The organism is Actinosynnema sp. NPDC004786 (genome assembly GCF_053601135.1).
Genome location: NZ_JBSGBG010000075.1, coordinates 1 through 26,356, shown reverse-complemented (window position 1 = coordinate 26,356; position 26,356 = coordinate 1). Strand labels below are relative to the sequence as shown.

Below are 26,356 nucleotides of genomic sequence, written 5' to 3'. Positions count from 1 at the left end.
CGCGGCCCTCATCCCGGCCACCACGTCCCGCGCCGGCGGGTCCGCGCCCTGATCCCCGGCGATCGAAAAGCGTGATCGCCGGGGATGAGGACGCGAACGGTCGACGCGACCTCGCGGTCGGGTGGTCGGGTCGGGAGAAGGGAGTGGGAGAGGCGAGATTCACTCGGTTGGGTTAGTCGATGAAGACGCCGTAGCCGGGGAAGAAGGCGGGTTGGTCGGACAGCAGGTGGTCGCGGGCCTCGGTGGCGGTCAGGGAGAGCCTGGTCATGGTGGCGGCGATGCGGCCGGCGACGTGCGGTGCGGCGAACGAGGTGCCCAGCCAGTAGGCGAACCGGTCGTACTGCTCGGCGGGCAGGCCCGGCAGCTCCCAGCGGCCCTTGAGGTAGGTGCTGGTCCGGTTGCCGACCGCGCACGCGTCCACCCAGTGCCCGTGGTTGGAGTAGCACGCGGGGGTCCGGTTGCCGTCCAGGTCCTCGGCGACGGCGGCCACGGCGACGACCCGGGGCAGGGCGGCGGGCCAGCTCGGCCGGTTCGTGCCCTGGTTGCCGGCGGACGCGACGACGACCACGTCGCGCGGCAGGGCCTCGACCGCCCGGCGCACCGGCTCGGACGCCACGTCGTCCTGGGTGAAGCACCCCAGCGAGATGTTGACGACCGCCACGTTCTTCTCGTCGAACGACGACAGCGCCCGCACGAAGTCCTCCTCCGTGCCGAGCCCGTTGGGCTGCAGCGCCTTCTCCGGGTCCACCCGGACGCCCGGCGCGGCCTGCCGCACCACGCCCGCCACGAACGTGCCGTGCCCGCCTTCGAGGGCGAACACGTCGTCGTGCGCGTACGCGGCGTCCACCTCGTCCGCCTTCGGCGTGAACGCGGTGCCCAGCCACAGCGGGTGGTCCTGCGCGGCGGTGCGCGAGATGCCCGTGTCCACCACGGCCACCACGACACCCCGGCCGTCGCCGCCCGCGGCCGGGTCGGGGTCCGGCAGCGACGAGCGCACGCGCGGCGGCTCGCCCGGGTTGCCGTGCATGTTGCCGCCGTGACCCACGAGCACGTGGTGCGGCTGCACGAACGGCGTGCGCTCGCCGGGCCACTGCAACGGGTCGCGCAGCAGCCGTACGATCGCCGGGATGTCGTCGGAATTGCGGGACAGCGTCAACCGCGCCATTCCCGCGAAATCGCCGCCCCGGCCGTTGTCGATGTTGTTCTGCGACAGTTTCCGGCGAACCCGGTCGACGTCCTCGGGAATGGTCAGCAGCTCGCCCGCGACGAAGAGGAATTCCCGTCCGCGCTCGGCGTGCAGCCGATAGGTCTTGTGCTGCCGGACGACCTGGTTGAACGCCAGTTGGTACAGCTCGGAGCGAGTCGATGGTTCGGACATCGAAGCCTCACAGCAGCGTCGACGGGTGCTGGATTGGTGCAAGCTACCACAGGGGTCTTGGTAATAAGCTGGCTGCGTGGCAGGGGTTTCCGCCGCCGCAGCACTGGAAGCCCGGCAGCGGGATCCGCGCGCGGCGATCGAGATGGGTCGGTCCGCGCTGCGGGCGGCGAGGGCGTCCGGCGACGCCGAGGAGGCGTCGGCCGCGGAGCGCGCGATCGGCCTCGCGCTGCGCGAGTTGCACGACTTCGACGCGGCATTGCGCCATTTGCGGCGTTCGGTGCGGATCGCCGAACGAGCCGGGTCCGCGCGTTCGGCCGCATTGGCGCGGATGAGCCTCGCGTTCGTGCTGTCCAACACCGGGCGGCACGCGCAGGCGTTGCGCGCGATCAACGCGGCGATGCCGCACCTGCGCGGGGTCGACGCGGGCAGCGGGCGGATGCAGCGGGGGCTGGTGCTGCACTACCTGTGCCGCTACGACGAGGCGTTGCGCGAGTACAACGGCGCGATCGAGGTGGTGCGCCGGTTCGGCGAGCGGCTGGTGGAGGCGCGCGCGCTCAACAACCGGGGGCTGCTGCGCGCCTACACCGGCGGGCTGCGCGCGGCGGACGAGGACTTCGACCGGGCGGCCGCCCTGTACCGGGAGCTGGACCAGTCGCTGGCGGTCGCCGACGTCCGGTGGAACGCGGGCATCTCCGCCTCCCGCGCGGGCGACGTGCCGCGGGCGTTGACCATGTTCGCCGAGGCCGAGCGCGAGTACCGGCGGCTGGCGGTGCCGCGGCCCGCGCTGCTGATCAACCGGCTGGAGCTGCTGGTGTCCGTGCCGCTGCTGGAGGAGGCGCGGGAAGCGGCCGACCGGGCGCTGGACGAGCTGGGCGGCGACCTGGTGCTGGCCCGGTCGGAGGCGTTGTTCTACCGGGCCCGGGTCGCCCTGCTGGAAGGCGAGCTGGACCGGGCGGTGGAGCTGGCGACCGCGGCGCGCAAGGGCTTCCGCCGCCAGAAGCGCGAGGTGTGGGCGGAGGGCGCGCGGCACGTCGAGCTGCGCGCCGCGTACCTGAGCGGACAGCGGACCAGGGCGCTGGTGACCGCGTTGACCAGGGTCGCGTCCCGGCTCGACGCGCTGGGCTGGCGGATGGCGGCCCTGGAGGCGCGGGTCGACGCGGCGCTGGTGGCGCGCGACCTCGGCGACCGGTCCCGCGCGGTCGCGGAGCTGACCACGGCGGGCGCGGCCCGGCGCGGCGGCCCGGCCGCGCACCGCGTGCAGGGCTGGTACGCCGAGGCGCTGCGGCGCGACCTGCTCGGCAACGCGCGCGGCGCGCAGATCGCGTTGCGGCGCGGGCTCGACCTGCTGGACGAGTACCGGGTGTCGCTGGGCGCGATGGAACTGCGCGCGTTGAGCGGCGCGCAGGGCGAGGCGCTGGCGCTGGAAGGGCTGCGCACGGCGGTCGCCGGCGGCCGGGCCGGACGGGTGCTGAGCTGGGCGGAGGCGTGGCGGGCCGGGGCGCTGCGGATGACGCCGGCCCGGCCGCCGGAGGACACCGGGCTGGCCGACGCGCTCGCCGAGCTGCGCGCCGTCACGGCGGACCTGGAGGCGGCGTCCACGGACGGGCGTCCCACGTCGGCGCTGCGGCAGCGGCAGGCGCGCGGCGAGCAGCGGGTGCGCGAGCTGACCAGGCAGGCGGGCGGCGGCGGCGCGGTGTTCAAACCGCCCGCCGTGGACGAGCTGGCCCGGGCGCTGGGCCGGTCGGCGCTGGTCGAGTACATCGACCACGAGGGCGAGCTGCTGGCCGTCGTGGTGGCGGGCGGCCGGGCGTCGCTGCACCGGCTCGGCCCCCTCGCCGGCGCGCTGCGCGAACTGCGGCTGCTGCGGTTCGCCCTGCACCGGCTCGTGACGCTGCCCGAGCACGTGGACCGGACGGCGGTGCGCGCCGGCGCCGAGCACGCGGCCGGGCTGCTGCAGAACCGGCTGCTGGAACCCCTGCGCCGACGGCTCGACGACCGGCCCCTGGTCCTCGCCCCGACCGGGCGGCTCGGCGGCCTGCCCTGGTCGGTGCTGCCCGCGTGCCGGGGCCGCGCGCTCACCGTGGTGCCTTCGGCGACGGTGTGGCTGCGCGCCGCGACCTCCGACCTGGTCTCCCACGACCGCGCGGTGCTGGCGGCCGGGCCGAGGCTGCCCGCCGCCCCGACCGAGATCGCCGCCGTCGCACCCCTGGCCGGGTCGGCGTCGGTGCTGGTGGACGACGCGGCCACGGTCGACGCGGTGGCGTCCGCGATGGACGGCGCGCCGCTGGCGCACGTCGCCGCGCACGGCTCGTTCCGCGCGGACAACCCGCTGTTCTCCGCGCTGGAGCTGGCCGACGGGCCGCTCACCGTCTACGACCTGCAACGGCTGCGCACACCGCCCGCGCGGGTCGTGCTGTCGGCGTGCGACTCGGGCCGGTCGGCCGTGCGACCCGGCGACGAGCTGATGGGGTTCACCGCGGCGCTGCTCGGGCTCGGCACCCGGACCCTCGTCGCGCCGGTCATCCCCGTGCCCGCCGAGGTCACCACCCCGCTGATGGTCGACCTGCACCGCAGGCTCCGCGCCGGCCGCCCGCCCGCCGAGGCCCTCGCCGGCGCGCAGGAGGCGCACCGCGGCGACGGCGACACCGCGTTCGCCGCCTGCGCCGGGTTCCTCTGCTTCGGGGCGTGAAGCGCGTGACCCCGGGCCGCCGTCCGGCTAGGTTGGGTCCGTGGACGAGGACCTGGACGTGCGGGAACTGCTGGCGGTGGCCGTCGCCGAAGCGCGGGCCGGGCTCGCCGAGGGCGGCATCCCGATCGGCGCGGCGCTGTTCACCGCCGACGGCGCGCTCCTCGGCCGCGGCCACAACCGGCGCGTCCAGGACGACGACGCGTCCACCCACGCCGAGACCGCCGCGTTCCGCGCCGCCGGCCGCCGCCCCGGCTACCGCGACACGGTCATGGTCACCACGCTGTCACCCTGCTGGTACTGCAGCGGGCTCGTTCGCCAGTTCGGGATCCCCCATGTGGTGATCGGCGAAGCACGCACGTTCCACGGCGGTCACGACTGGCTCGCCGAACACGGCGTGAAAATCACACTGCTGGATGATCCGGCCTGCGTGCGGATGATGACCGAATTCATCTCCGCCAAGCCGGAACTGTGGTTCGAGGACATCGGCCAGGATTAACGCGCCGCGCCGCGCGCGGACACAATTCCGACACGGGCCGACGCCACCATCCATCGGCATGCAGCCGTGGCACGTCGACGAACCCCTGGACTCCCTGGTGCTGGACGAGGGCGCGATGGCGGTGGAGGTACCCGCGAGCTGGGCGGCCGAGGTCAGCACCTGCCTGCGCTCGGCCGGACCGCTCGGACCCATCCTCGCCATCCCCGGTCCCCGGCTGCGCTGGCTGTTCCTCGCCAGACCCGACCCGGAACCCGCGCCGCGCGACGTGCCGCCGCCCGACGTGCGCTACTGGCACGGCCCGAGCCGCATCCCGGCCACCTCCTCGCGCTGGGTGGTCGCCCCGGCGGGCGCACTGCCCCCGGTGGGGGCGGTGCGCTGCGCCATCAGGACGGTCCGCCGGCTCTGGTGAACGGCGTCACTCGAACCGGCTCAACGCCTCTTCCACGGAACCGACGACGGTGAACACCGCGCTGAGGCCCGTCGCCTCGATCGGCCGCTGGGTGGCCCGGCTCGTCGCCACCAGCACCAGCGGGACGCCGAGCGTCCCCGCCCGCTGGTTGCCGACCACCAACGACTCCAGCCCGGCCGAACCGAGGAAGCGCACCCCACCGAGGTCCACCACCACACCGCGCACGTTCTCGACGAGGTGCTCCGTGAGCGGCCTGGTCAACTCGTCCGCGCTGCTCGTGTCCAACTCGCCCGACACGTGCAGCACCACCACGCCGTCCGAGGGTCTGTCGACCCGCACGGAAGCGAGCGTCGCCGCGGGTTCTGGCACGCCGGTACTCCTCTCACTCAGCGACGCCGGCGCGGCGTCGGAAACCTTCACGGTAGACCTCATCCGACTTCCTCGACCGTTTCGGCCAGGACCAGGTCCACCAGCGTGCGCGCGTCGGGCGACGAGCCGAAGGCCCGCCGCTGCCGGGCGGCGCCGCTGCCCCGCGTGCCCAACCACGTGAGGTGATCCTCCACAGTGGACAACGCCGAGGCGTCCGCCAGCGCGTCCGAGCACCACGACACCAGTTCGGCGAGGCGGTCGCGGGCCGGCGTGAGGCTACCCGTGCGGGGGTCGACGGCCAAGCCGTCCACGCCGTCGCGCGCGGCCCGCCAGTAGGCGGCCCGCAACAGCACGTCGTCCACCCGCTCGGGCTCGCGCGACTCGGCGGCCGTGCGGGCGAACGCCCGGATGATCTCGGCGATGACCACCGCCTCCCGCGCCGTCATCGGGATGTCGGCCACCCGCACCTCCACCGTCGGGTGCTGCGCGGACGGGCGCACGTCCCAGTAGACCATTCCGGTGTCGAGCAGCACCTCGGTGCCCTCCAGCGAGTGGACCAGGCGGTCGTACTCCGCGGCCGACGCCAGGTGCGGCGGCGGTCCGCTGATCGGCCACCGCGACCACACGATCGTCCGCCAACTGGCGTAACCGGTGTCCTCGGCCTGCTCGATCGGCGAGTTCGCGCTCAACGCCAGCAGCGTCGGCAGCCACGGCCGCAGCGCGTTCGACACGCGGACCGCGACGTCCCGGTCGGGCACGCCCACGTGCACGTGCATCCCGCAGACGCCCTGGCCGCCGATGATCTTGCGGTGCGAGTGCTCCATCATGCGGTAGCGGCGGTCGTCGGTGCCCGGCGGCGGTCCCAGCGTGCCGATCGGCGGGATCGCCGAGGCCAGCAGCCGGCAGCCGGCCGCGTGCGCGGCCTTCGCCAGGTGCAGCCGCCCGCCCAGGACCTGCTCGGCCAGCTCCTCCAAGGTCTCGCACACCGGGGTGGCGACCTCGATCTGGAACGGCGTCAGCTCGCGCTGCACGTCGTGCCCCGCACCCGCGTGCTGCGCGACCGACTCGGCCAGGGGCACGGGACGGCGCGAGTCGGGGTCGACGAGGAGGAACTCCTGCTCGACGCCCACGGTCCACGGCTTGGTCATGACGCACCCATACCCACTCGGCCGCAAGTTCAATCCCGGTGTCGCGGATTTCCGGCGGGCGTCGCCGGCGGGCGGTGTTTCGGTCCGGCGGTGGCGGGAACCTGCGCGGTGTGAGACTGCGCCGCAGCGACCCGTCCACCCCCGGCTGGCGCCGTCGTGCGCGCGGCCGCGGGTTCAGCTACACCGACGCCGACGGCGAGCCCCTCGACCCCGAGTCGGTCGCCCGCGTCAAGTCCCTCGTCATCCCGCCCGCGTGGCGCGACGTCTGGGTGTGCCCGCACCCGAACGGCCACATCCAGGCGGTCGGCACGGACGCGGCCGGGCGGCGGCAGTACCTCTACCACGAGCGGTGGCGGCAGGACCGGGACGAGGAGAAGCACGAGAGGGTGCTCGCCCTCGCGCCGCTGCTGCCGGGGTTCCGCGAGGAGATCGCGCGGGAGCTGCGCGAGCGGGGGCGCGGGCGGCGGCGGGTGCTCGCGGTGGCGTTGGCCGTGCTGGAGCGCGGGGTGTTCCGGGTCGGGGGCGAGACGTACGCGGCGGACAACGGCACGCACGGGGTGGCGACGCTGCTGTGCTCGCACGTGGCCGTGCGCGGGTCCACTGTGGACTTCTGCTACCCGGCGAAGGGCGGGATCCGGTTCACCACGGCGGTGGAGGACGAGGCGTTGGCGCGGGCGGTGCGGTCGTTGCTGCGGGGACGGGCGGGGGAGGACCGGCTGCTGGTCGACGCGCGGGGGTGCGTCGTGGGGTCGGACGACGTGAACGAGCGGTTCAAGGAGCTGGTCGGGTCGGAGTTCTCGGTGAAGGACCTGCGGACGTGGCACGCGACCGTGCTGGCGGCGGCGGCGTTCGCGCGGGAGGGGCGGCCGGAGTCGAAGCGGGGGCGCAAGCGGGTGGAGGCGGCGGTGATGCGGGAGGTGTCGGAGCACCTGGGGAATACGCCGGCCGTGGCGCGGAAGTCCTACGTCGATCCGCGGGTGGTGCGGTTGTTCGAGGAGGGGACGGTCATCCGGCCGAAGTCGGCTGATCGTGAGACGGTGGAGCACGCCGTGCTGCGAATGCTGCGCCGGAAGTGAGTGCGTGCGGATGCTGCACTGGAAGTGAGCGGTTGTCGGTTTCGTGTTTGTGCAGGTGGGGCGGAGTGAGGGGTCGCACGATCGGGTGATCAATGGCCGAAAATGTACGGAAACGCTGTTACCGATCCTCGGTTAAAACCATGAGGAGCCCTCGCCAACCACACCCACGCCGTCCACCCCACACCCCCGCTACCCCACCCACTTCCCCTTCCCCGCCCTATGGCTTTCTCACCCCACAGCCTCACCCAGCCTCGTGGCCGCTTCCGCTTGCCCGCCTCGCCTGGTGTGGGACCTGCCTGCCGGACGCGCGCGGGGAGTTACGTGCGAGCGGAGCCGTGGCCGCCGAGTGCCTGACCCCGCCGGGTCGGGCTCGACTGCGGGGGATCGGCTCGGGCTCAGGGGTCGGCTCGGGCGCGGGGGTCGGCTCGGGCGCGGGAGTCGGGTCGGGCGAGGGGGTCGGCTTGAGCGCGGGGTCGGGTCGGGGTCGGGTCGGTCGCGTGGTCAGTCGCGGAGCAGTGCGCCGACGTCCTCGTGCAGCCGAACCGCCCCGCCGACGAGCACGATCTCGGCCTCGCACTCGACCGCCCGCAACGGCAGGACCTCGTCGGCCCGGCCGCCGTCCACCTCGCGCGACCCGATCAGCGCGTCGGTGACCAGCAACGTGTCGACCCGCCCGTCCGCCAACGCCTTCCCGACCGCGTCCAGCCCGTGCACCGCGCGCCCCGTGAGGCGGGTGGACTCGTCGCGGAACCGCTCGACCACCGCGCGGCGGGCGTCCTGGTTCGCCCGGCCGGCCAGGTGCAGCACCGCCCGGTCCGGCGGTCCCTCCACCTCGACCACCAGGTGGTGGTAGCGCGTGGGCAGGGCGACGCGCAGCGAGCGGCGTCCGGCCAGCGGTCCCGCCAGCACCAGCAGCGGCGCGCCCAGTCGGTCCACGAGCGCGGTCGCCTCTTCGGCGACGTCGGCCAGCTCGGCCGCGTCCAGCCGTCGCCCCGGTCGCCGCGCGCCCACCGACGCCACGGCCACCGGCCGGCCGGTCGGGTCCACGCCGCGCAGGTCAGCGCCGTGCTCGCCGACCTGCACGACGACGTGCGGCAGGAGGGGTTCGGACAGCTCGACCAGCGGCAGGACGTAGGGCAGCGGGCCGTAGCGGGCGGTGTAGCCGGAAGGTGGGACGGGGACGTACTGATCGATCAACACCCGTCCGCCGCCCACGACCAGGCCGCGTCCCGCGAGGCCGCGCGGGGTCACGCCGGACGTGATCGCGTTGTGCGTCAACGCCACCAGGTACGGGTCCGCGGCCATCGCCTGGAGCTGGTCGCGCATCGCCCGCCACCGCAGGTCCACGTGGTCGCCGACGTCGAGGAAGACGGAGATGAAAGGGCCCTCGACGTCGACCAGGTTGTGCAGACTCGCCGTGTGCATCGATCCTCCCCGTTCGGGTCACTGGGGAGATACCCGAAAGGGGGTTGATGCAACCGCCTTCCCGGTGCGGTGGCGGTGGCTTGGAGGGCGGGGGAAAGTTGGCTGACACGAATGGGTTACGCCCCGACCCCGACCCTGGCTCCGACCCCCGGCTCCGACCCCGGCTCCGCCCCCCGGGTCGGACCCCGTCGCCGGCCTCAAGCCGGAGGCCGCCGCCGATCTCTCCAACGCGGTGGGTGAGTTGGCAGCGTCACGAGAACCGAGGGAGGAAGTGCGCCCGCCCCTGGGTGCGAGAGGCGCGAGAGGGAGGCTGGTCGGCTGGTCATGCGTGCGAGGGACAGGCCCTGGCCGTTGGTCGGCGGGCAAGCCCGAATGCCGGAACGCGGGAGCGGGTCGGTTCGGGAGCGGGTCGGTTCGGGTGCGCGGGCGCGGGTGGGTTCGGGTGCGAGGGGCGCGGGGCGGTTCGGGTGCGGCCGGCGCGGGTCAGTTCGGGCGTGGTCGGTGGGGGTGGTGGGTGGTGCGGTGGGCGGTGTGGCGGGTTGCGCGGCGGGCGCGTTGTTCGCACCACGCGCAGCTCTCGGCGACGGCCACCGAGGCGAAGCCGATCAGCAGGTGCGCGGCGTTGCCCACCGCCTCCGCGTCCATCGACCCGCCCGGCTGCCCCACGCCGACCGCGAACACCACCAGGTACACCACACCCATCAACGACGCGACCAACCGCTCGGCCCGCGTCCGCACCGCCGACCCCCCGATCACCATCCCGGTCACGACGTGCAGCACCCCGAGCGGCACGTGGCCGCGGGCGAAGTCGATCACGGCCCACACGACCAGCAGCACGCCCAGGAGCAGGGCCGACCGCTGCGGCCACGTCAGCGCAGCCGGGCCTGTCACCACGACGACCACCTCCACCGCGACCGGACGACGGCACCCGGACGACCCGGAGCCCCGACACCCCGGGGATACCCCGGGCGAGCCGGGAAATCCGGCCGGCACGGGGGAACCGCGCGGCTACTCGTCGTCGAGCAGCGACCGCAACCGGGCCAGTGATCGGCTCAGCAGCCGCGACACGTGCATCTGCGACACCCCGACCGAGTCCGCGATCTGGCTCTGCGTCATCCCCCGGAAGAACCGCAGCACGACGATCCGCCGCTCCCGCTTGGGCAGCCCCCGCAGCATCGGGTCCAGCGCGTGCTGCAGCTCCACCACCTCCAGCGCGGGGTCGTCGCTGATCAACCGGTCGGCGTGGTTCAGCTCCTCGCTGATCGACTGCTCGTCCAACGACAGCAGGTGGTACGCCGACGTCGCGTGCAGCCCCTCGTACACCTCGTCCACCCCGATCCCGAGGTGCCGCGCGACCTCGCTGGGCGTCGGCGTGCGCCCGCTGTGCCGAGACAGCTCCACCCGCGCCGTGTCGATCGCGACGCACAGCTCCTTCAACCGCCGCGGCACGCGCACCGCCCACCCCTGGTCGCGCAGGTACCGCCGCACCTCGCCGGTGATCGTCGGCACGGCGAACGCCAGGAAGTCGATCCCGCGCGACACGTCGAACCGGTCCACCGCGTTGATCAACCCCAGCGCCGCCACCTGGCGCAGATCCTCCACCGACTCCCCGCGCTCGGCGAACCGGTCGGCGATGTGCCTGGCCATCGGCAGGTGCTCGGTGACCAACCGGTCCCGCAACCGCTGATAGCGCTCGCCGTCCCGCTCGGCTTCCGCCAACTCGTGGAACAGCGGCTGGTAGTCCACCGCGTTCATGCCCGACACCTCAGCTCGACCCGCAACCGGCCATCTCCGTCAACCCAGGTGGCCACCGCATCGGTCACGGAACTGACAACCCGCCAGTACAACGAGTCATGATCGGGAACGGTGACGGCCGACGATCGGACCTCCGCACGGAACCGCACCGAATCACCTTCCCGGGCGAACCGGCACAGCAGCACCGCGGTCGGGTCGAGGGTCCGGGCGATCAAGGCGCTGCACGCCTCGTCGACCGCGATGACCAGGTCGATCGCCAAGCCGGGCAGGGGGCGGCCGATCGCGCTCGCGACGGCACGCACGGTCGACAGGTGGGCGGGTTGCGCCGCCACCCTCAGCTCCACCTCCGAGCCATCCATGCGCGGCGATCGCTCCTTCACTCCTTCGTCGCAGTAGCCGGGGCATACCCCCGGACCAGTGCCGCTACACCGGTCCACACAGGACCGAGCAACAGAATCGTGAAAGCCGAACATGCCGTGCGCTGGTTCATCACGGTTTGCGAACAGTGGTAGGTAACGTTGTGATCAGGGCCATACTGGGCGCCTCCCCGACTCCCCGGAGGCGCCCGTGCTCGAGGCGAACAACCTTGAGGTGGTCTACGACGACGTGATGTTGGTGCTGCGGGGCGTGAGCCTGAAGGTCCCCGAGGGCCGGATCGTCGCCCTGCTCGGCGCCAACGGAGCCGGCAAGACGACCTTGCTGCGCGCGCTGTCGGGCCTGCTCGACGTGCACGACGGCAAGATCACCCGGGGCCGGATCACGCTGGACGGCGAACCGGTCCACCGGGCCTCGCCGACCCGCATCGCGACCCTCGGCGTGAAGCAGGCGCTGGAGGGCAGGCGCATCCTGTCCGAGCTGTCGGTCGAGGAGAACCTGCGCATCGGCGGGCACAGCAAACCGCGCGCCGTCAAGCAGAACCTGGACCGGATGTACGAGCTGTTCCCCCGGTTGCGGGAGCGGCGGCGGCAGAGCGCGGGCTACCTGTCCGGCGGCGAGCAGCAGATGCTGTCCATCGGCCGGGCGCTGATGTCCGAGCCGCGCTACCTGCTGCTGGACGAGCCGAGCCTGGGCCTCGCGCCGCTCATGGTCCAGCAGATCCGCGACCTCATCGTGAAGATCAACTCTGCGGGCACGACCGTGCTGCTGGTCGAGCAGAACGCGACCATGGCGCTGTCCATCGCCGATCACGGCTACGTGCTGGAGACCGGCAAGGTCGTGATGGACAAGCCGGCCGCCGCGCTGCTGGCCGACGAGGACGTGCGCGAGTTCTACCTGGGCCTGCGCGGCGAGGACGCCGCGCGGTCGTTCCGCGACGTGAAGCACTACAAGCGGCGGAAGCGGTGGTTGTCATGAGCACCGGACCGGGCAACGACGTCCTCGACGTGCGGGACGTGCGGCTCGCGTTCGACGGCGTCACCGCCGTGGACGGCGTGTCGTTCCACGTCGGCGCCGGCGAGCTGTTCGCCGTCATCGGGCCCAACGGCGCGGGCAAGACGTCGATCTTCAACGTGCTCTCCGGCGTGTACCGGCCGCAGCAGGGCTCGGTCCGGTTCCTCGGCGAGGAGGTGCTGGGCAGGCGGCCGCACCGGATCGCCGCGATGGGCATGGCCCGGACGTTCCAGAACATCGAGCTGTTCGCGCACCTCACCGTGGTGGAGAACCTGATGCTGGGCCGCCACAACCACATGCGGTACGGGGCGCTGGCCGCGTTCGCGTGGGTCGGCCGGGCCCGGCGCGAGGAGCTGGCCAACCGCGAGGCCGTCGAACGGGTCGTGGACTTCCTGGAGCTGGAGCAGTGGCGACGCCTCCCGGTGGGGTTGCTGCCCTACGGCGTGCAGAAGCGCGTGGAGCTGGGGCGTGCGCTGGCGATGGAGCCGAAGCTGCTGCTGCTCGACGAGCCGGTCGCCGGGATGAACGTCGAGGAGACCGAGGACATGGCGCGGTTCGTGCTCGACGTCCGCGACGAGCTGGGCATCGCGATGATCATGGTGGAGCACGACATGGGCCTGGTGATGGACCTCGCGGACCGGGTGATGGTGCTCGACTTCGGCAAGCCGATCCGCACCGGCACGCCGGCCGAGGTGCAGCGCGACCCGGACGTCGTGCGGGCCTACCTGGGCGAGGCCGGCCAGGGCGTGGGAGGTGCCGCGTGACCGCCACGACGACCGGGACCGGGCTCACCACCGTGGTGACCAGGGTGCGCGACCGGGCGGCGGCCACGCCGGACGCGGTGGCGTTGCGCGCCAAGGAGTTCGGCATCTGGCGCGAGGTGACCTGGGCCGGCTACTGGGAGCGGGCCGAGCTGGTCGGGCACGCGCTGCTCGCGCTGGGCGTGGACCCGGGCGACCGGGTCGCGATCCACTCCGAGAACCGCCGCGAGTGGCTCTACGCCGACATCGGGGCCGTGGCCGTGCGCGCGATCACCGTGGGGCTCTACCCGACGAACCCGGCGAGCGAGGTCGCGTACCTGCTCTCGCACTCCGGGGCGCGGGTCCTCGTCGCCGAGGACCAGGAGCAGGTCGACAAGGCGCTGGCCGTGCTGGACGCCCTGCCCGACCTGGAGCGCATCGTCTACCTGGAGCCGCGCGGCATCCGGCACCGCTACGACAACCCGAAGCTGTTGGCGTGGGACGACTTCCTGGCCCTCGGCGAGGAGCACCGCGCCGCGCACCCGGACGCCGTCGCCCGCCGGATGCGCGAGGTCGAGCCGGACGACGTGCTGACGTTGATCTACACCTCCGGCACGACCGGGCCGCCCAAGGGCGCGATGCTGACCGTGGCCAACGTCGAGTTCGCGATCGAGTCCCTGATCGAGGGCGGCGGGTTCACCGACCCGCCGCCCTCGCCCGAGGACGTCACGCTGTCGTACCTGCCGCTGTGCCACGTGGCCGAGCGCATCTTCACCACGTGGTTCAGCGCGTCGGCGGGCGTGCGCGTGCACTTCGCCGAGTCCATCGAGACGGTGCAGGCCAACCTGCGCGAGGTGCAGCCGACGATCCTGTTCGGCGTGCCGCGCATCTGGGAGAAGGTGCTGGCGGCCATCACGATCAACGCCGCCAGTGCCACCCGGCTCAAGCGCGTGACCACGCGGTTCTGGCTGCGCGTCGCCGACGGGCTCGGCGAGCGGCTGGTGCGCAACGGCGGCAACCACACGCTCGCCACGCGGCTGGAGTACGCCGTGGGGTGGCTGTTCTGCTTCCGCGCGCTCAAGGCCCGGATCGGCATGCGGCACGTCCGGTACGCGTCGTCCGGCGCGGCCCCGATCTCACCGCAGGTGCTGCGGTTCTTCATGGGCATCGGCGTGCCGGTGCACGAGGTGTACGGCATGACGGAGAACACCGCCGTCGCCACCGGCAACCGGCCCGGCCGGGTGAAGGTCGGCACGGTCGGCGAGCCGCACCCCGGCGTGGAGCTGCGGATCGCCGACGACGGCGAGGTCCAGACCCGGCACGGCGGCGTGTTCGCGGGCTACTGGCGCGACGAGGACGCCACCCGGCGCGCGATGACGCCGGACGGCTGGCTGCGCACCGGCGACGTGGGCGAGTGGGTCGACGGCACGCACGTGCGGATCACCGACCGGATGAAGGACATCATCATCACCGCGGGCGGCAAGAACGTCGCGCCGTCCGAGATCGAGAACGCGCTGAAGAGCTCCCCGTACATCAAGGAAGCGGTCGTGCTCGGCGACCGGCGCCCCTACCTGGTCGCGCTGATCGGCATCGAGTTCGACACCGTCGGCCACTGGGCCCGGCAGCGCCGGATCACCTACACCACCTACCGCGACCTGGCGGAGAAGGACGAGGTGCGGGAGTTGGTGCAGGGCGTCGTCACCGCGGTCAACGAGCGGTTCGCCACCGTCGAGCAGGTCAAGAAGTTCCGCATGCTGCCCAAGGAGCTGGACCACGAGGACGGCGAGCTGACCGCGACGCAGAAGGTGAAGCGCTCGGCGCTCGCGCAGGCGTTCGGCGAGCTGGTGGACGACATGTACTCCGGGGGGCGCGGATGACCGAGTTCCTGCAATCGCTGGTCCGGGGCCTGGGCTCCGGGTCGATCTACGCGCTGCTGGCGCTGGGCTTCGTCATCATCTACAAGTCCACCAGGGTGATCAGCTTCGCCCAGCCGGCGTTCATGCTGGCGGGCGCGGTGCTGGTCAGCTACCTGGCCGCGGAGGTCGGGTTCTTCGCGGCCGTGCCGATCGCCGCGGTGCTGATCGCGGTGCTGGCGCTGGGCGTGGAGCGGACCGTGCTGCGGCCGATGATCGGCAAACCCGTGTTCGTGGTCGCGATCATCACCATCGGCGTGGACGTGGTGGTGCGCGTGGTGACCAACGCGTTCATCGGGCTGGACGTCCGGCAGGTCGGCGACCCGTGGGGCCTGTCCACGGTGACGCTGCTGGGCGTCGAGGTGCAGCAGCGGTACCTGGTCATGTTCGGCACGACGGTGGCCGTGGTGGCGGCGCTGTTCGCGTTCTTCCGGTTCTCCCGGGTCGGGCTGGCCATGCGCGCGGTGGCCTACGACCAGGAGGTCGCGCTGGCCCAGGGCATCTCGGTCGGCTCGGTGTTCGCCCTGTCGTGGGCGATCGCGGGCGGGCTGGCGGCGCTGGCCGGGGTGTTCGTGGCCACCGGCGCGGGCGTGGACCAGCAGCTGTGGGTGATCGCGCTGAAGGCGTTGCCGGCGATCATCCTCGGCGGCCTGGACTCGCTGGGCGGCGCGGTCGTGGGCGGGTTGGCGGTCGGGGTCGTGGAGTCGCTGGTCGGCACCTACCAGGGTGACGTCGCGCCGTGGCTGGGTCCGAACTTCGCGCTCGTCGCGCCGTACGTGCTGATGCTGGTCGTGCTGCTGTTGCGGCCCTACGGGCTGTTCGGCGGCAAGGAGGTGGAGCGGCTGTGAAGGGTCGTCCGGAGCTGTACACCTCCTACGCGCAGGACATGGCGTTCCTCAACACGCGCCCGAAGCGGGCGTGGACGGGGGCGCTCGTGGTGGTCGCGCTGCTGGCGCCGTTCGCCATCACCGACGACGTGCTGATGCTGCTGGCCACGGGGTTCGTGGCGGCGATCGGCGCGATCGGGCTCAACATCGTCACCGGGTACGCGGGGCAGGTGTCGCTGGGGCACGCGTTCTTCCTCGCGATCGGCGCGTACACCGGGGCGGCGCTCTCCGGCGACCCGGACGGGCGGGTGCTCGGGTTCGGCGTGACGTCGCTGCCCGTGTGGCTGCTGGCGTCCGGGCTGGTGGCGGGCCTGGCCGGGCTGGTCGTGGCGCCGATCGCGGTGCGGCTGCGCGGGCTGTACCTCGCGATCGTCACGCTGGGGCTGGTGTTCCTCGGCGAGCACGTGTTCCGCGAGTGGACGTCGTTGACCGGCGGCCCCGGCGTGGGCAGGCCGGCGGCGGTGCCCGAGCTGTTCGGGGTGCGGCTGGACCGGCCGTCGGAGTTCTTCAGCGGGCCGCAGCAGCTGTACCTGCTGATGTTCGCGCTGCTGGTGATCTTCGCGGTGCTCGCCCGCAACCTGGTGCGGTCGCGGATCGGGCGGGCGTTCGCCGCGGTGCGGGACCGGGACCTCGCGGCGGCCGTGATCGGCGTCGACCCGACCCGGTACAAGGCGCTGGCGTTCGCCGTGTCGTCGTTCTACGCCGGTGTGGCGGGCTCGTTGTTGTTCGTGGTCAACGGGTTCTTCGACCCCGGCTCGTTCGGTTTGCTGCTGTCGGTGCAGTACATCGCCATGGTGCTCATCGGCGGCGCGGGCACGATCTCCGGCGCGATCATGGGCGCGCTGTTCATCACGCTGCTGCCGCGCATCACCCGGGAGCTGCCGGCGGTGCTGCCGTTCATCAGCGCCGACGCGACCGGTGCGGTCACGGTGTTCCAGGTCGAGGCGGTCCTCTACGGGCTGCTGATCGTGGTGTTCCTGATCGTCGAGCCACGGGGCCTGTTCGGAATCTGGGTGCGGGTCCGCAACTACTGGCGCACCTGGCCTTTCTCGTACTGAAAGGGTGGATGGGATGGCAAGTCACAGAGCGGTGCTCGCGGCGCTCGCCGCGGTGGCGCTGGCCGCCGTGGCGTGTCGCGGCGGCGACGGCGCGGCTCCCCAGGAGGGCAAGGGCGGCATCAAGGTCGACTTCGGCGTGACCGCCGAGCCGTGCCCGGACACCGGTCACGCCGACCGGGGCTGCATCTACCTGGGGTCGATCTCGGACCTGACCGAGGGGCCGTTCAAGACGCTCTCGGTGCCGATCACGGAGTCGCAGGCCGCGTTCTGGAAGCGGGTCAACGACCAGGGCGGCATCGGCGGCTACGACGTGGACGTCACCACCTACGTCAAGGACAACAAGTACAACCCCCAGATCCACAACCAGGTGTACCAGGAGATGAAGGGCAAGATCCTGGCGCTGGCCCAGACCCTCGGCTCGCCGACGACCGCGGCCATCCTGCCCGACCTCGAGAACTCCCAGATGGTCAGCGTGCCGGCGTCGTGGACGTCGCTGTGGGGCCTGGAGGAGGTCGTCCTGGAGTCCGGGGCGAACTACTGCATCGAGTCGATGAACTCGGTCGACTACGCGGTGGACGAGCTGGGCGCGAAGAGCGTGATGGCCGTGCACAACGCCGGCGACTACGGCGACGACGCGGCGGCCGGCGCGAAGATCGCGGCCGAGAAGCGCGGGGTGCCGTTCACCAACGCGGTCACCCAGACCGGCCAGGACAACCAGGGCGGCGCGATCGACGCCGTGCTGGCCAACAAGCCCGACGTGGTCATCCTGACCACCGGCCCGACCGACGCGGCCGTGATCATCGGCCAGACCGCGGCGCGCGGGTTCAAGGGCAGGTTCATCGGCACGTCGCCGACGTGGAACCAGGGCCTGATGCAGAGCCCGGCCGCGCCCGCGATCAAGGCGCTCTACCTCCAGTCGGCCCCGTGGAAGTCGTGGGAGACGGACTCGCCGGGGCACCGGGCTCTGCGCGAGGCCCTGCCGTCCGTGACGCCGAACGACGGCTACACGGCCGGGTGGGTGTGGTCGTACCCGCTGAAGGCGGCGTTGCTGAAGGCGGCCGAGAACAAGGACCTGACCAGGGCCGGCGTGCTGGCCGCGGTGCGGCAGCTGACCTCCGTGGACTACGAGGGCATGCTGCCCGAGGGCGCGGGCAACTTCGCGGGCAACCCGAACGACGCCGCGTTCCGGCAGACCCTGATCTACAAGCCGGACGAGCAGGCGGCCACCGGCGTGGGGCTGGTGCAGGACTTCTTCACCGGGCCGACGGCGAAGGACTTCAAGTTCGAGAAGCCCTGCTACCAGTAGGCGCGGTCCCCGCACCCCGGTCGCGCTCGTGGCGGCCGGGGTGCGTTGCCCTGGACGGGTCGCGTCGTGGTGGTCCGGAGTCGGTGGTGGACCGGGGCGTCAGGCCAGGGCCGGGTCGGCCCAGACGGCCACGCGTTCCGGGCCCGGGCACGCGCCCGGGTCGTCCGCCGGCGGTTCGACGCCGATGGTCAGGCGCTGCGCGCCGGTGACCGGGACGTCGACCGGTTGCGGGGTGGGACCGGTGTTCGGGAATTCGGCCGTCCGCCGGTCGTCGACCAGGACGTAGAAGTCGAGTTCTTTCGTCATCAATGAATCGGCCGCGATCGCGACCTGGGCGGTGAAGTGGTGGTATTTGCCGTCCAGTGCGAACGTGAGCCGGGCGGTCGAGCACCAGGCTCCCGTGGCGGAGAGGGATTTCGTGTAGGTCGTGTCGCGGACGTCCGCGGCGGTGGCCGTCCACGGGCTTTCCACGTACTGGTCGTCGATCGAGCTGCTGTCGACCGGGGCCAGGTCGGCCAGCCAGGTGACGCCCGGTCGCAGCGGCGCGGTGCTCCGGGAGGTCGGCGGGGCGACCTCGGGAACAGGCGGTGACGTGGGAAGACGCGTCGTCGCGGTGGGCTCGGGAGTCAGCGCCCCGCCGATGGCGATCCCCAGCGCGAGCACGGCCACGCCGGCGGCCGACAGCCACACGGCCGACCGGCCGCGTCCGCGCGCGGCGCTCGAATCCTCGTCATCCATGTCCGCGCCCCCTTCAGGCCAGAAGACGTGAGTCGAACTCGGGAGGAAGAATGTCGGACAATGCGCCGACTGGAGCGGCACGTTAGCAGCAACAGGTCGGTTGCGCGTCGGGAATTGCGCATCCGAGTAGTTCCCGGGGTTGTCCGCAGGAATGCGGTGGAGTTCCCGGGAATGCGTGCAGCGCCGCTGCCCGTCGGGGCAGCGCCCGACGTCCGCCGCCCTGCCCTTCCGCCACCTGTCCGGACCGCGTTCATCACGGAGGATTCACGCCATGGGCGCAACCGCGACGCCAGGCCCGGACGTGACGCCTGACGAGGACGTCACCCGCACGGTCCCCGTGCGCGACACCGGTGACCTGGTGGGCGCGGTCGGACCGACCGGCTCCGGCCGTCCTCGTGCCCGGGGCGTCCGCCTCGGTGGTCGCGCGGTCCGCGCCGCCGCGCGCCACCGGGGTGGCCGCCGGACGCGCGTGGTTCACCCCCCGCGCGGAGTCCCGGCCGGCCGCTCGCAGGGGACGGGGCGGCGAGTGCGGGTGTGCGGCGAGTGCGGGGGCGCGGCGAGTGCGGGGGGATCGGTGCTTCGGGTGGCGCGGGGTCTGGTGCTGCGGGAGCGCGGTGCGGCGAGTGGCGCGGGTCCGGGGCGGCGGGTGCGCGGGACCGGTGTGGTGAGTGGCGCGGGACCGGGCACCCGACGGTCGGGCCGGGTCAGATCAGGCCCTCGCGGAGGGCGAACGCCACCGCGTGCGCCCGGTTGCGCAGCCGGAAGCGGTTGGTGATGTCGTGCAGGACCGACTTGACCGTGCGTTGCGAGTAGCACAGCTTCTCGGCGATCTCGCGGGTCTCGAAGCCGTCCGCGATCAGCCGCAGCACCTCGGTCTCCCGGTCCGACATGCCCGCCATGGTCCAGCCGTTGGGGTGGAGCACGTCGCGCTGCAACCGCGACACCCGGTCCAGCAGCCGGCCGAGCAGGTCCGGTGGGAGCGCGCCCTGGCCCGCCGCGGTCGCCTTCACCAGGCGTGCCAACGTCTCCGGCGTCGCCTCGGCGCGGCGGATCACGGCGGACACCCCGCCGCCGACCACGTCGAGCAGGTCCGGGTCGGCGATGTCGCCCGCCACCAGCACGATGCCCGGGCCGCCCGGGGCCTGGAGGCGGCGCAGGAGCTGCCGGGCCTCGCCGTCGAGCCGGTCGAGCACGACCAGCGCCACGGCGGCGGGCTCGTCCGGCCCGGCCGGCCGGATCTCCGGGCGCGACCGCAGCGCGGCGGTGACCCCGGCCCTGGTGATCGAGTCCGGCGCGTGCAGGGCGACCGCGATCTGGTGTGCGTTCATCTCGTGCTCCCGCCCTCCGTGGCCCCGAAGTCCCACGGCCATCGTGACTTCCCGGCGCGTCCCGGCACTATGGGCGCACCGTCCCGACCTGTCCCGGTCCGGCGGGTCCCGGCCCCTCGCCCAGACCCGCCCGCCTGGCCCGGGACACCGCCTGCGCCCGGTCGGGCACGTGCAGCTTGCGCAGGATGTTCGACACGTGGTTGCGCACCGTCTTCGGGCTGAGCACCAGGGCGCGGGCGATCGCGGTGTTGCCCCGGCCGTCGGCCAGGAGCCGCAGCACGTCCCGTTCCCGCGCGGTCAGCTCCGGGAACGCCCCTACCCGCTCCGGCGGCCCGCCCGCGAAGTACGCCGGCAGCCGCGCCGCGACGGCCGGGCCGAAGACCGCCTCCCCGTCGCCGACCGACCGCACCGCGCGCAGCACCTGCGTCGGCCGCGACGCCTTGAGCAGGTAGCCGAGCGCGCCCGCGCGCATCGCCGCGAACACCGAATCGTCGTCGTCGAACATGGTCAGCACCAGCACCCGCACGCCCGGGTCGTGGGCCACGATCCGCCGCGTCGCCTCGATCCCGCCCAGGTCGGGCATGTTCAGGTCCATCACGACCACGTCGGGGTGCAGCGAGGCGGCCAGCGACACCGCGGCCCCGCCGCCGGACGCCTCGCCGACCACCTCGACGTCGGGCGCGGCGGCGAGCGCGGCGGACAGGCCGTACCGGAACAGCGGGTGGTCGTCCACGACCAGCACCCGCAGCGCCGGCACCGGGGTCACGCCCCGCCGGCGAGCGGGAGTTCCGCCGCGACCCGGGTCCCGCCCGAGGCCGCGCGCTCCACCAGCAAGGCGCCGCCGACCTCGCGCGCCCGGTCCCGCATCGAGTCGAGCCCCACGCCGCCGCCGGGCGTCCCGTCCGCGCCGACGCCGTCGTCCACGACCTCCACGCGCAGCCGGTCGTCGAACCGCAGCCGCACCGAGCAGTGCCGCGCGCCCGCGTGCCGCACCACGTTCGTCAACGCCTCGCAGACGATCCGGTACGCGGCCACCTGCACGCGCACCGGCAAGTCCGGCACGTCGGCGCACCGCACGTCCACCCGCACCGGGTGCCGGTCGGCCAGCGACGCCGCGTGCGCCCGCACCGCACCGGCCAGGCCGAGCCGCGCCAGCACCGCGGGGCGGGCCCCGGACGCCAGCCGGCGCACGTCGTCGGCCGCGCTGTGGACCTCCTCCTCCAGCCGGGCCAGCAGCGGACCGGCGGAGCGCGGGTCGTGGACGGCCAGGTGCCGCGCGGCGCGCAGGCCGAGCGCGATCGCCGCCAGCGCCGGGCCCAGACCGTCGTGCAGGTCGCGCAGCAGCCGGCGCCTGGCCTCCTCGGCGGCGTCGGCGGGAACGGTGAACTCCCGACGCATGGCCCCTCCCGCCCCGGTGGGTGAGCGCGCGGACCGCCGTGCCGTGACGCCGGCCGCCTCGCCTGTAGGGAGAGTCGTCGGGCCGTGACACGCCGTTTCAAGCCGGGGCGAGGTTCCCACTTTGGGGGGAATGGAGGTACCCGACGTGACGGACAGACGTATCACCGGGCGTGGTGCGTGCTCCATACGGATAGCGAGCACCACGGGAGGGTGGAATGGGTCAGACGAGTGGCCGCGCGGTCGTGCAGGTCCACCCGACCAGGTTGTGCAACCTGCGCTGCCTGCACTGCTACTCCAGCTCCGGCCCCGACGTGGCCGAGGCGATCCCCGTCTCCGTGCTGTCGACCGTGGTCGCGGACGCCGCCGGGCTCGGGTACGACGTGCTCAACGTGTCCGGCGGCGAGCCGTTCCTCTACCCGGAGCTGCCCGCGCTGCTGCGCGCCGCCCGGGACGCGGGGATGCGGACGACCGTCACGACCAACGCGGTCGCGCTGACCCAGCGCCGCATCGGTGTGGTGCGCGGGCTGGTCGACCTCGTCGCCGTGTCGCTGGACGGCGACCGCGCCACGCACGACCGGATCCGGGACCAGCCGGGGTGCTTCGACAAGGCGCTGACCGGGATCCGCCGGCTGACCGAGGCGGGCATCCCGGTCGGCGTGGTGACCACGTTGACCCAGGGCAACGCCACCCAGCTCGGCGACGTCGCGCTGGCGGCGGCCCGGTCGGGCGCGCTGCTGCTCCAGGTCCACCCGCTCGAACCGGAGGGAGCCGCGAACCGGGCGATGGCGGGCGAGCGCCCGGACGCGGTCGAGCTGGCCTACGCCGCGGTGGAACTGGGCCGCATCGCGGAGGAGCACGGGCTGGCCGTGCAGCTCGACGCCGTGCCGCGCACCATGCTGGCGCGCAAACCGGAGGCGTTCATGGCCGCGCCCGTCGCCGAGGACCAGCCGCTCGGCCGGTGGCTGACCCCGCTGGTGATCGAGGCGAACGGCGCGGCGGTGCCGGTGGCCTACGGCTTCGACCGCCGCTACGGGCTGGGCAACGTCCAGACCGCGCCACTGGCGGAGCTGGCGGGGCACTGGGACGCGGCCCCGTTCCTGGCCCTGTGCCGGTCCACGTGGCAACGCCTGGTCGACGGCCGGACCGGTCCGCTGATCCCGTGGTACGGCCACCTGGTGCGCGCCTCACGGGGCCGGCACACCGCCACCGCCGGCCGCTGACCACTCCCCGCCGCTCCCGACCAACCGCCACCGGCGGCATCCCGCCGCCGCTCACCTCCGTCCGCCGCCGCCGCCGACCGCCGCTCACCTCCGTCCGCCGCCGCCGCCGACCGCCGCTCACCTCCGTCCGCCGCCGCCGACCGCCGCCGCTGTCCGCCGCCCGCCGCCGCCGCTCACCGCCGCCGACCGCCGTCGGTGACCGTTCCCGCCGACCGCTGCCGTCCGCCGCCGCTGTCCGCCGCCGCCCGCCTCCCCACTGGCCGCCTCCGCCGGCGACCGCCCCGACCGCCGCCGCCTCAGCGGGCCGGCAGGTCGTCCGCCTCCCGGGTGTTGATCACCCGGTCGGGCGTGACGCCGCACTCCTCGGCCCGCTCGCAGCCGAACGACAGCCAGTCGAGCTGCCCCGGCGCGTGCGCGTCGCTGTCGATCGAGAACACGCACCCCAGCTCCACCGCCAGCCGCAGCAGCCGCCCCGGCGGGTCGCGGCGCTCCGGCCGCGAGTTGATCTCCACCGCGGTGCCGTGCTCGGCGCACGCCGAGAACACCGCCTCCGCGTCGAACGTCGACTCCGGCCGCCCCTTGCCGACCACCAGCCGTCCGGTGCAGTGCCCCAGCACGTCCACGTGCGGGTTCGACACGGCGGCCACCATGCGCCTGGTCATCTCCGGCGCGGCCATCCGCAGCTTCGAGTGCACGCTCGCGACCACGACGTCCAAGCGCGCCAACAGGTCCGACCGCTGGTCGAGCGAGCCGTCGTCGAGGATGTCCACCTCGATGCCGGTCAGGATCCGGAACGGCGCCAGCTCCTCGTTCAGCTCCGCCACCACGTCGAGCTGGCGCAGCAGCCGGTCGGCCGACAGCCCGTTGGCCACGGTGAGCCGCGGCGAGTGGTCGGTCAGCGCCACCCACGAGTGCCCGAGGTCGCGCGCGGCCTCCGCCATCTCCCGGATCGGGCTGCCGCCGTCGGACCAGTCGGAATGCGTGTGGCAGTCGCCTTTCAGCAACGCGCGCATCGCCTGCCCGCCCACCACCGGCTCGCGGAACCGGCTCAGGTAGGCGGGTTCCCGCCCGGCCACGGCGTCCGCGATCACCCCGGCGGTGGCCTTGCCGATGCCGGGCAGGTCCGTCAGCGTGCCCGCCGCGGCCCGGCGCTCCAGCTCGCCGTCCGGCAACGCCGCCACCACCTCGGCGGCCCGGCGGAACGCGCGCACCCGGTACGTCGGTTCCCCGGCGCGTTCGAGCTGGAACGCGACCTGTCGCAGTGCCCACAGCGGATCCACACCCACTGTCTACCCCGGCCGGCGCGCCGGTGCGCGTCGACGGCCGCAGTTCTCGACTTGGCCGCGGTGCGCGCGAAACGCTTGCGGGCGCCGGTGCGGCCCACCGAGGATGTCCGCCATGTCCCCACGTGCCGGCACGGTCGGGTCGCGGCGCAGGCCCAGCAAGGGCGACCTCACCTCGCAGGCGATCCTCGACACGGCCGAGCGGCTGTTGCAGACGCGCTCCCTGGACGACATCGCGGTCGACGAGCTGGCCTCCGGCGCGGGGATCTCGCGGTCGACGTTCTACTTCCACTTCGCGTCGCGCGAAGCGGTGCTGCACGCCCTGGCCGGCGGCATCGTGGACGCGCTCTACGAGTCCGCGTCGTCCTGGCTGCGGCGCGGCAGCGAGCCGCCCGAGGACTCGATCCGGCGGGCGCTGGGCGCGAGCCTCGCCCTGTGGCGCAAGCACGGCGCGGTGCTGCGCGCCGCGGTCCGGGCGCGGGACACCGACCCGTCGATGCGCGAGCTCTACAGCGGCGTGGCGCGGCGGTTCGTCGACGCGACCGCGTCGCAGATCGAGCTGGAGCGCAACGCCGGCGTCGCGCCGCCGGGCCCGGACGCCCGGTCGCTGGCCGCGGTCCTGGTGTCGATGAACGAACAGGCATTCCTGAACCGCTCGCGGTCCCGCCGGTCGGCCGCGCGGGACCGCGAGCTGGTGGACACGTTGACGTGCGTGTGGTTGCGCTCGGTCTACGGGATCGGCGAAGGGGACCGGCGCGGGTAGCGCGGTCACGGCCCGGCGGCCGTGCCGGGGGAGGGGTCCGCGTACCGGGCGGCGATCGCGGCGGCGCGGTCGTGCAGGGCGGCGCGCAACCAGTGCGGCGACAGGGCTTCCGCGCCCGCGGCCAGTTGCCACAGCGCCCACTGCGCGTGGCGCGCGTCCTGGAAGGTGACCTCCAGCCGCAGCCGGCCGTCCTCGTCCACGTCCTCGGCCAGCACGGCCACCGCCGTCGCCAGCAGCTCCTCCCGCCGCGCCGGGTCCAGCCGCACCAGGACCGCGACCTGGTCGCCGCCGGCGCGGAACCGGGCGCCGCGCTCCTGCCAGGCCCGACCCAGGTCCACCCGCTCGGCGCGCCGGGCCGGTTCGTCCAACTCCTCGGCGGCCAGGACCCGGGACAGCCGGTAGGTGCGGTCCTCGCCGGACCTCGTGGCCAGCAGGTAACCCTGCTCGCGCACGGTGACCAGGCCGATCGGGTCCACCGTGCGCCACCGCGGCGGCTGACCGGCGGCCACGTACCGGATGCGCAGCCGCCGCCCGGCGACCACGGCGCGCCGCACCTCCGCCACGATCGCGTCCGGCACCTCCTCGGCGACCACGCGGCGGGAGAGCAGATCGGTCTCCGGGTCGACGAGCAGCCGCTCGGCCACGCCCGTCGCGGTCGCCCGGTGGCCCTCCGGCAGCGCGTCGACCACCTTGAGCATCGCGGACGCGAGCGCCGAGCCCAGGCCGAACGCCTGCGCGCCGCGCCGCGACCCGGCGACCAGCAGGGCGAGGGCCTCGTCGTGGTTCAGCCCGGTCAGCTCGGTCCGGAAACCGGGCAGCAACGCGAAACCGCCGTGCCGCCCGCGCTCGGCGTAGACCGGGACGCCGGCCGCGGACAACGCCTCCACGTCCCGCAGCACGGTCCGCGTGGACACCTCCAGCTCGCGCGCCAACGTGGCCGCGGACAACCGACCGTGCCGGCGCAGCAGCAGCACCAGCGAGACCAACCGGTCGGCGCGCACCCGGGAAGGCTAACGGAATACACGACAGGGGGTGTCGTGATTCGTTGCGAGGCTCTGCCCACGACGTGCTGTCGACCGGATCGAGGTGGAGCTGAAGTGGCTGTGGAACGAACGGCGGTCAACCCGTGGCCGTGGTCGGTGGAGCTGGGGTACGACCAGGGCCAGGTGGTCTCCGGGCACACCCGGACGCTGTACTGCGCCGGGCAGACCGCGACGGGCGGGGACGGGCGGCCCCGGCACACGGGCGACCTGGCGGCGCAGCTCGCGCTGAGCCTGGACAACCTGGAGGCCGTGCTCGCCGGGGCGGGGATGTCGCTGGCGAACCTCGTGCGGCTGAACGTGTACACCACCGACGTGGACCTGCTCTTGCGGCACTACGGCGTGCTGGCGTCGCGGCTGGGCGCGGCCGGGGTCGCGCCGGCCACGACGATGCTCGGGGTGTCGCGGCTGGCGATCCCCGCCCTGGTGGTCGAGCTGGAGGGCACCGCCGTCGCCTGACGCCACCGCGATGGCCTTGGTGCTGTGCCCGACCGTCAGCCCGAGCGCTTCGAAGACCCGCATCGCGTCGCCCTGCGGCGGGTCCGGGT

General features: G+C 73.6%; 26 protein-coding genes. 13 read left to right on the top strand and 13 right to left on the bottom strand.

Annotated elements, in window-relative coordinates:
- Positions 1-172 precede the first annotated feature (172 nt).
- Complete coding sequence (locus ACWEFJ_RS37515; RefSeq protein WP_378093957.1) at positions 173-1,378, bottom strand: S8 family peptidase; 1,206 nt, start codon at positions 1,376-1,378, stop codon at positions 173-175.
- Between the two features lie 76 nt (positions 1,379-1,454).
- Between ACWEFJ_RS37515 and ACWEFJ_RS37510 the strand changes: the two genes are divergently transcribed.
- Genes ACWEFJ_RS37510 through ACWEFJ_RS37500 form a run of 3 tightly spaced genes read left to right on the top strand, consistent with a single transcriptional unit; the run spans position 1,455 to position 4,972 of the window.
- On the top strand, positions 1,455-4,067 hold the full coding sequence (locus ACWEFJ_RS37510; RefSeq protein WP_449716680.1) for a CHAT domain-containing protein: 2,613 nt from the start codon (positions 1,455-1,457) through the stop codon (positions 4,065-4,067).
- A 40-nt stretch (positions 4,068-4,107) separates the two neighbouring features.
- Positions 4,108-4,563 carry a nucleoside deaminase gene (locus tag ACWEFJ_RS37505; protein ID WP_378093962.1) on the top strand — a complete coding sequence of 152 codons (456 nt, stop codon included), beginning with the start codon at positions 4,108-4,110 and terminating at the stop codon, positions 4,561-4,563.
- A gap of 58 nt (positions 4,564-4,621) precedes the next feature.
- Positions 4,622-4,972, top strand: a complete 351-nt coding sequence (locus tag ACWEFJ_RS37500) for a hypothetical protein (protein ID WP_378093964.1) — start codon at positions 4,622-4,624, stop codon at positions 4,970-4,972.
- 6 nt (positions 4,973-4,978) lie between these two features.
- Here ACWEFJ_RS37500 and ACWEFJ_RS37495 read toward each other — a convergent pair whose 3' ends face one another.
- A complete protein-coding gene (locus ACWEFJ_RS37495; protein ID WP_378093966.1) occupies positions 4,979-5,311 on the bottom strand; it encodes an STAS domain-containing protein in 333 nt (110 codons plus the stop codon).
- 89 nt (positions 5,312-5,400) lie between these two features.
- Positions 5,401-6,489 (bottom strand): carboxylate-amine ligase, encoded by a 1,089-nt coding sequence (locus tag ACWEFJ_RS37490; RefSeq protein ID WP_449716679.1) that lies wholly within the window; start codon positions 6,487-6,489, stop codon positions 5,401-5,403.
- 110 nt (positions 6,490-6,599) lie between these two features.
- On the opposite strand from ACWEFJ_RS37490, the gene ACWEFJ_RS37485 reads away from it, so the two are divergent.
- Positions 6,600-7,565: a DNA topoisomerase IB gene (locus tag ACWEFJ_RS37485; protein ID WP_449716678.1), complete on the top strand. Its 966-nt coding sequence runs from the start codon at positions 6,600-6,602 to the stop codon at positions 7,563-7,565.
- Between the two features lie 501 nt (positions 7,566-8,066).
- Here the strand turns inward: ACWEFJ_RS37485 and ACWEFJ_RS37480 are convergent.
- The 4 genes from ACWEFJ_RS37480 to ACWEFJ_RS37465 form a co-directional block, all read right to left on the bottom strand.
- On the bottom strand, positions 8,067-8,990 hold the full coding sequence (locus ACWEFJ_RS37480; protein ID WP_449716677.1) for a hypothetical protein: 924 nt from the start codon (positions 8,988-8,990) through the stop codon (positions 8,067-8,069).
- A gap of 483 nt (positions 8,991-9,473) precedes the next feature.
- Positions 9,474-9,881 (bottom strand): hypothetical protein, encoded by a 408-nt coding sequence (locus ACWEFJ_RS37475; RefSeq protein WP_449716676.1) that lies wholly within the window; start codon positions 9,879-9,881, stop codon positions 9,474-9,476.
- 117 nt (positions 9,882-9,998) lie between these two features.
- The gene (locus ACWEFJ_RS37470) at positions 9,999-10,745 is read right to left on the bottom strand and encodes a SigB/SigF/SigG family RNA polymerase sigma factor (RefSeq protein WP_378093977.1); all 747 of its coding nucleotides are present in this window, start codon (positions 10,743-10,745) and stop codon (positions 9,999-10,001) included.
- Entirely contained in the window at positions 10,742-11,077 is a 336-nt protein-coding gene (locus tag ACWEFJ_RS37465; protein ID WP_449716675.1) for an ATP-binding protein, read from the bottom strand. The genes ACWEFJ_RS37470 and ACWEFJ_RS37465 overlap by 4 nt, the downstream gene beginning before the upstream one ends.
- A gap of 235 nt (positions 11,078-11,312) precedes the next feature.
- On the opposite strand from ACWEFJ_RS37465, the gene ACWEFJ_RS37460 reads away from it, so the two are divergent.
- Genes ACWEFJ_RS37460 through ACWEFJ_RS37435 form a run of 6 tightly spaced genes read left to right on the top strand, consistent with a single transcriptional unit; the run spans position 11,313 to position 18,038 of the window.
- A complete protein-coding gene (locus ACWEFJ_RS37460; protein WP_449716674.1) occupies positions 11,313-12,098 on the top strand; it encodes an ABC transporter ATP-binding protein in 786 nt (261 codons plus the stop codon).
- Positions 12,095-12,898 (top strand): ABC transporter ATP-binding protein, encoded by an 804-nt coding sequence (locus tag ACWEFJ_RS37455; protein ID WP_378093983.1) that lies wholly within the window; start codon positions 12,095-12,097, stop codon positions 12,896-12,898. Before ACWEFJ_RS37460 ends, ACWEFJ_RS37455 begins: the two co-directional genes overlap by 4 nt.
- Positions 12,895-14,751 carry an AMP-dependent synthetase/ligase gene (locus tag ACWEFJ_RS37450; RefSeq protein WP_449716673.1) on the top strand — a complete coding sequence of 619 codons (1,857 nt, stop codon included), beginning with the start codon at positions 12,895-12,897 and terminating at the stop codon, positions 14,749-14,751. Before ACWEFJ_RS37455 ends, ACWEFJ_RS37450 begins: the two co-directional genes overlap by 4 nt.
- Positions 14,748-15,635 carry a branched-chain amino acid ABC transporter permease gene (locus ACWEFJ_RS37445; RefSeq protein ID WP_378093988.1) on the top strand — a complete coding sequence of 296 codons (888 nt, stop codon included), beginning with the start codon at positions 14,748-14,750 and terminating at the stop codon, positions 15,633-15,635. Before ACWEFJ_RS37450 ends, ACWEFJ_RS37445 begins: the two co-directional genes overlap by 4 nt.
- Positions 15,632-16,732 (top strand): branched-chain amino acid ABC transporter permease, encoded by a 1,101-nt coding sequence (locus tag ACWEFJ_RS37440; RefSeq protein WP_378093990.1) that lies wholly within the window; start codon positions 15,632-15,634, stop codon positions 16,730-16,732. The genes ACWEFJ_RS37445 and ACWEFJ_RS37440 overlap by 4 nt, the downstream gene beginning before the upstream one ends.
- A gap of 13 nt (positions 16,733-16,745) precedes the next feature.
- Complete coding sequence (locus ACWEFJ_RS37435) at positions 16,746-18,038, top strand: ABC transporter substrate-binding protein (RefSeq protein WP_378093992.1); 1,293 nt, start codon at positions 16,746-16,748, stop codon at positions 18,036-18,038.
- Positions 18,039-18,137: 99 nt separating this feature from the next.
- Here the strand turns inward: ACWEFJ_RS37435 and ACWEFJ_RS37430 are convergent, their stop codons facing one another.
- The 4 genes from ACWEFJ_RS37430 to ACWEFJ_RS37415 form a co-directional block, all read right to left on the bottom strand.
- Positions 18,138-18,776 (bottom strand): NPCBM/NEW2 domain-containing protein, encoded by a 639-nt coding sequence (locus ACWEFJ_RS37430; RefSeq protein ID WP_378093994.1) that lies wholly within the window; start codon positions 18,774-18,776, stop codon positions 18,138-18,140.
- A 704-nt stretch (positions 18,777-19,480) separates the two neighbouring features.
- Positions 19,481-20,104 carry a response regulator transcription factor gene (locus ACWEFJ_RS37425; protein ID WP_449716672.1) on the bottom strand — a complete coding sequence of 208 codons (624 nt, stop codon included), beginning with the start codon at positions 20,102-20,104 and terminating at the stop codon, positions 19,481-19,483.
- Positions 20,105-20,171: 67 nt separating this feature from the next.
- The gene (locus tag ACWEFJ_RS37420) at positions 20,172-20,861 is read right to left on the bottom strand and encodes a response regulator (protein WP_449716682.1); all 690 of its coding nucleotides are present in this window, start codon (positions 20,859-20,861) and stop codon (positions 20,172-20,174) included.
- Positions 20,862-20,866: 5 nt separating this feature from the next.
- Positions 20,867-21,502 (bottom strand): sensor histidine kinase, encoded by a 636-nt coding sequence (locus ACWEFJ_RS37415; RefSeq protein ID WP_378093998.1) that lies wholly within the window; start codon positions 21,500-21,502, stop codon positions 20,867-20,869.
- Between the two features lie 215 nt (positions 21,503-21,717).
- On the opposite strand from ACWEFJ_RS37415, the gene ACWEFJ_RS37410 reads away from it, so the two are divergent.
- A complete protein-coding gene (locus tag ACWEFJ_RS37410; RefSeq protein ID WP_449716671.1) occupies positions 21,718-22,722 on the top strand; it encodes a radical SAM protein in 1,005 nt (334 codons plus the stop codon).
- 296 nt (positions 22,723-23,018) lie between these two features.
- Here ACWEFJ_RS37410 and ACWEFJ_RS37405 read toward each other — a convergent pair whose 3' ends face one another.
- Positions 23,019-24,002, bottom strand: coding sequence for a PHP domain-containing protein (locus ACWEFJ_RS37405; protein WP_378094003.1), 984 nt, complete (start codon positions 24,000-24,002; stop codon positions 23,019-23,021).
- 118 nt (positions 24,003-24,120) lie between these two features.
- Between ACWEFJ_RS37405 and ACWEFJ_RS37400 the strand changes: the two genes are divergently transcribed.
- On the top strand, positions 24,121-24,768 hold the full coding sequence (locus ACWEFJ_RS37400; RefSeq protein ID WP_449716670.1) for a TetR/AcrR family transcriptional regulator: 648 nt from the start codon (positions 24,121-24,123) through the stop codon (positions 24,766-24,768).
- A gap of 5 nt (positions 24,769-24,773) precedes the next feature.
- Here the strand turns inward: ACWEFJ_RS37400 and ACWEFJ_RS37395 are convergent, their stop codons facing one another.
- Positions 24,774-25,769, bottom strand: a complete 996-nt coding sequence (locus ACWEFJ_RS37395) for a helix-turn-helix transcriptional regulator (RefSeq protein WP_449716669.1) — start codon at positions 25,767-25,769, stop codon at positions 24,774-24,776.
- Positions 25,770-25,871: 102 nt separating this feature from the next.
- On the opposite strand from ACWEFJ_RS37395, the gene ACWEFJ_RS37390 reads away from it, so the two are divergent.
- Positions 25,872-26,267 carry a RidA family protein gene (locus ACWEFJ_RS37390; protein ID WP_449716681.1) on the top strand — a complete coding sequence of 132 codons (396 nt, stop codon included), beginning with the start codon at positions 25,872-25,874 and terminating at the stop codon, positions 26,265-26,267.
- Positions 26,268-26,356 lie beyond the last annotated feature (89 nt).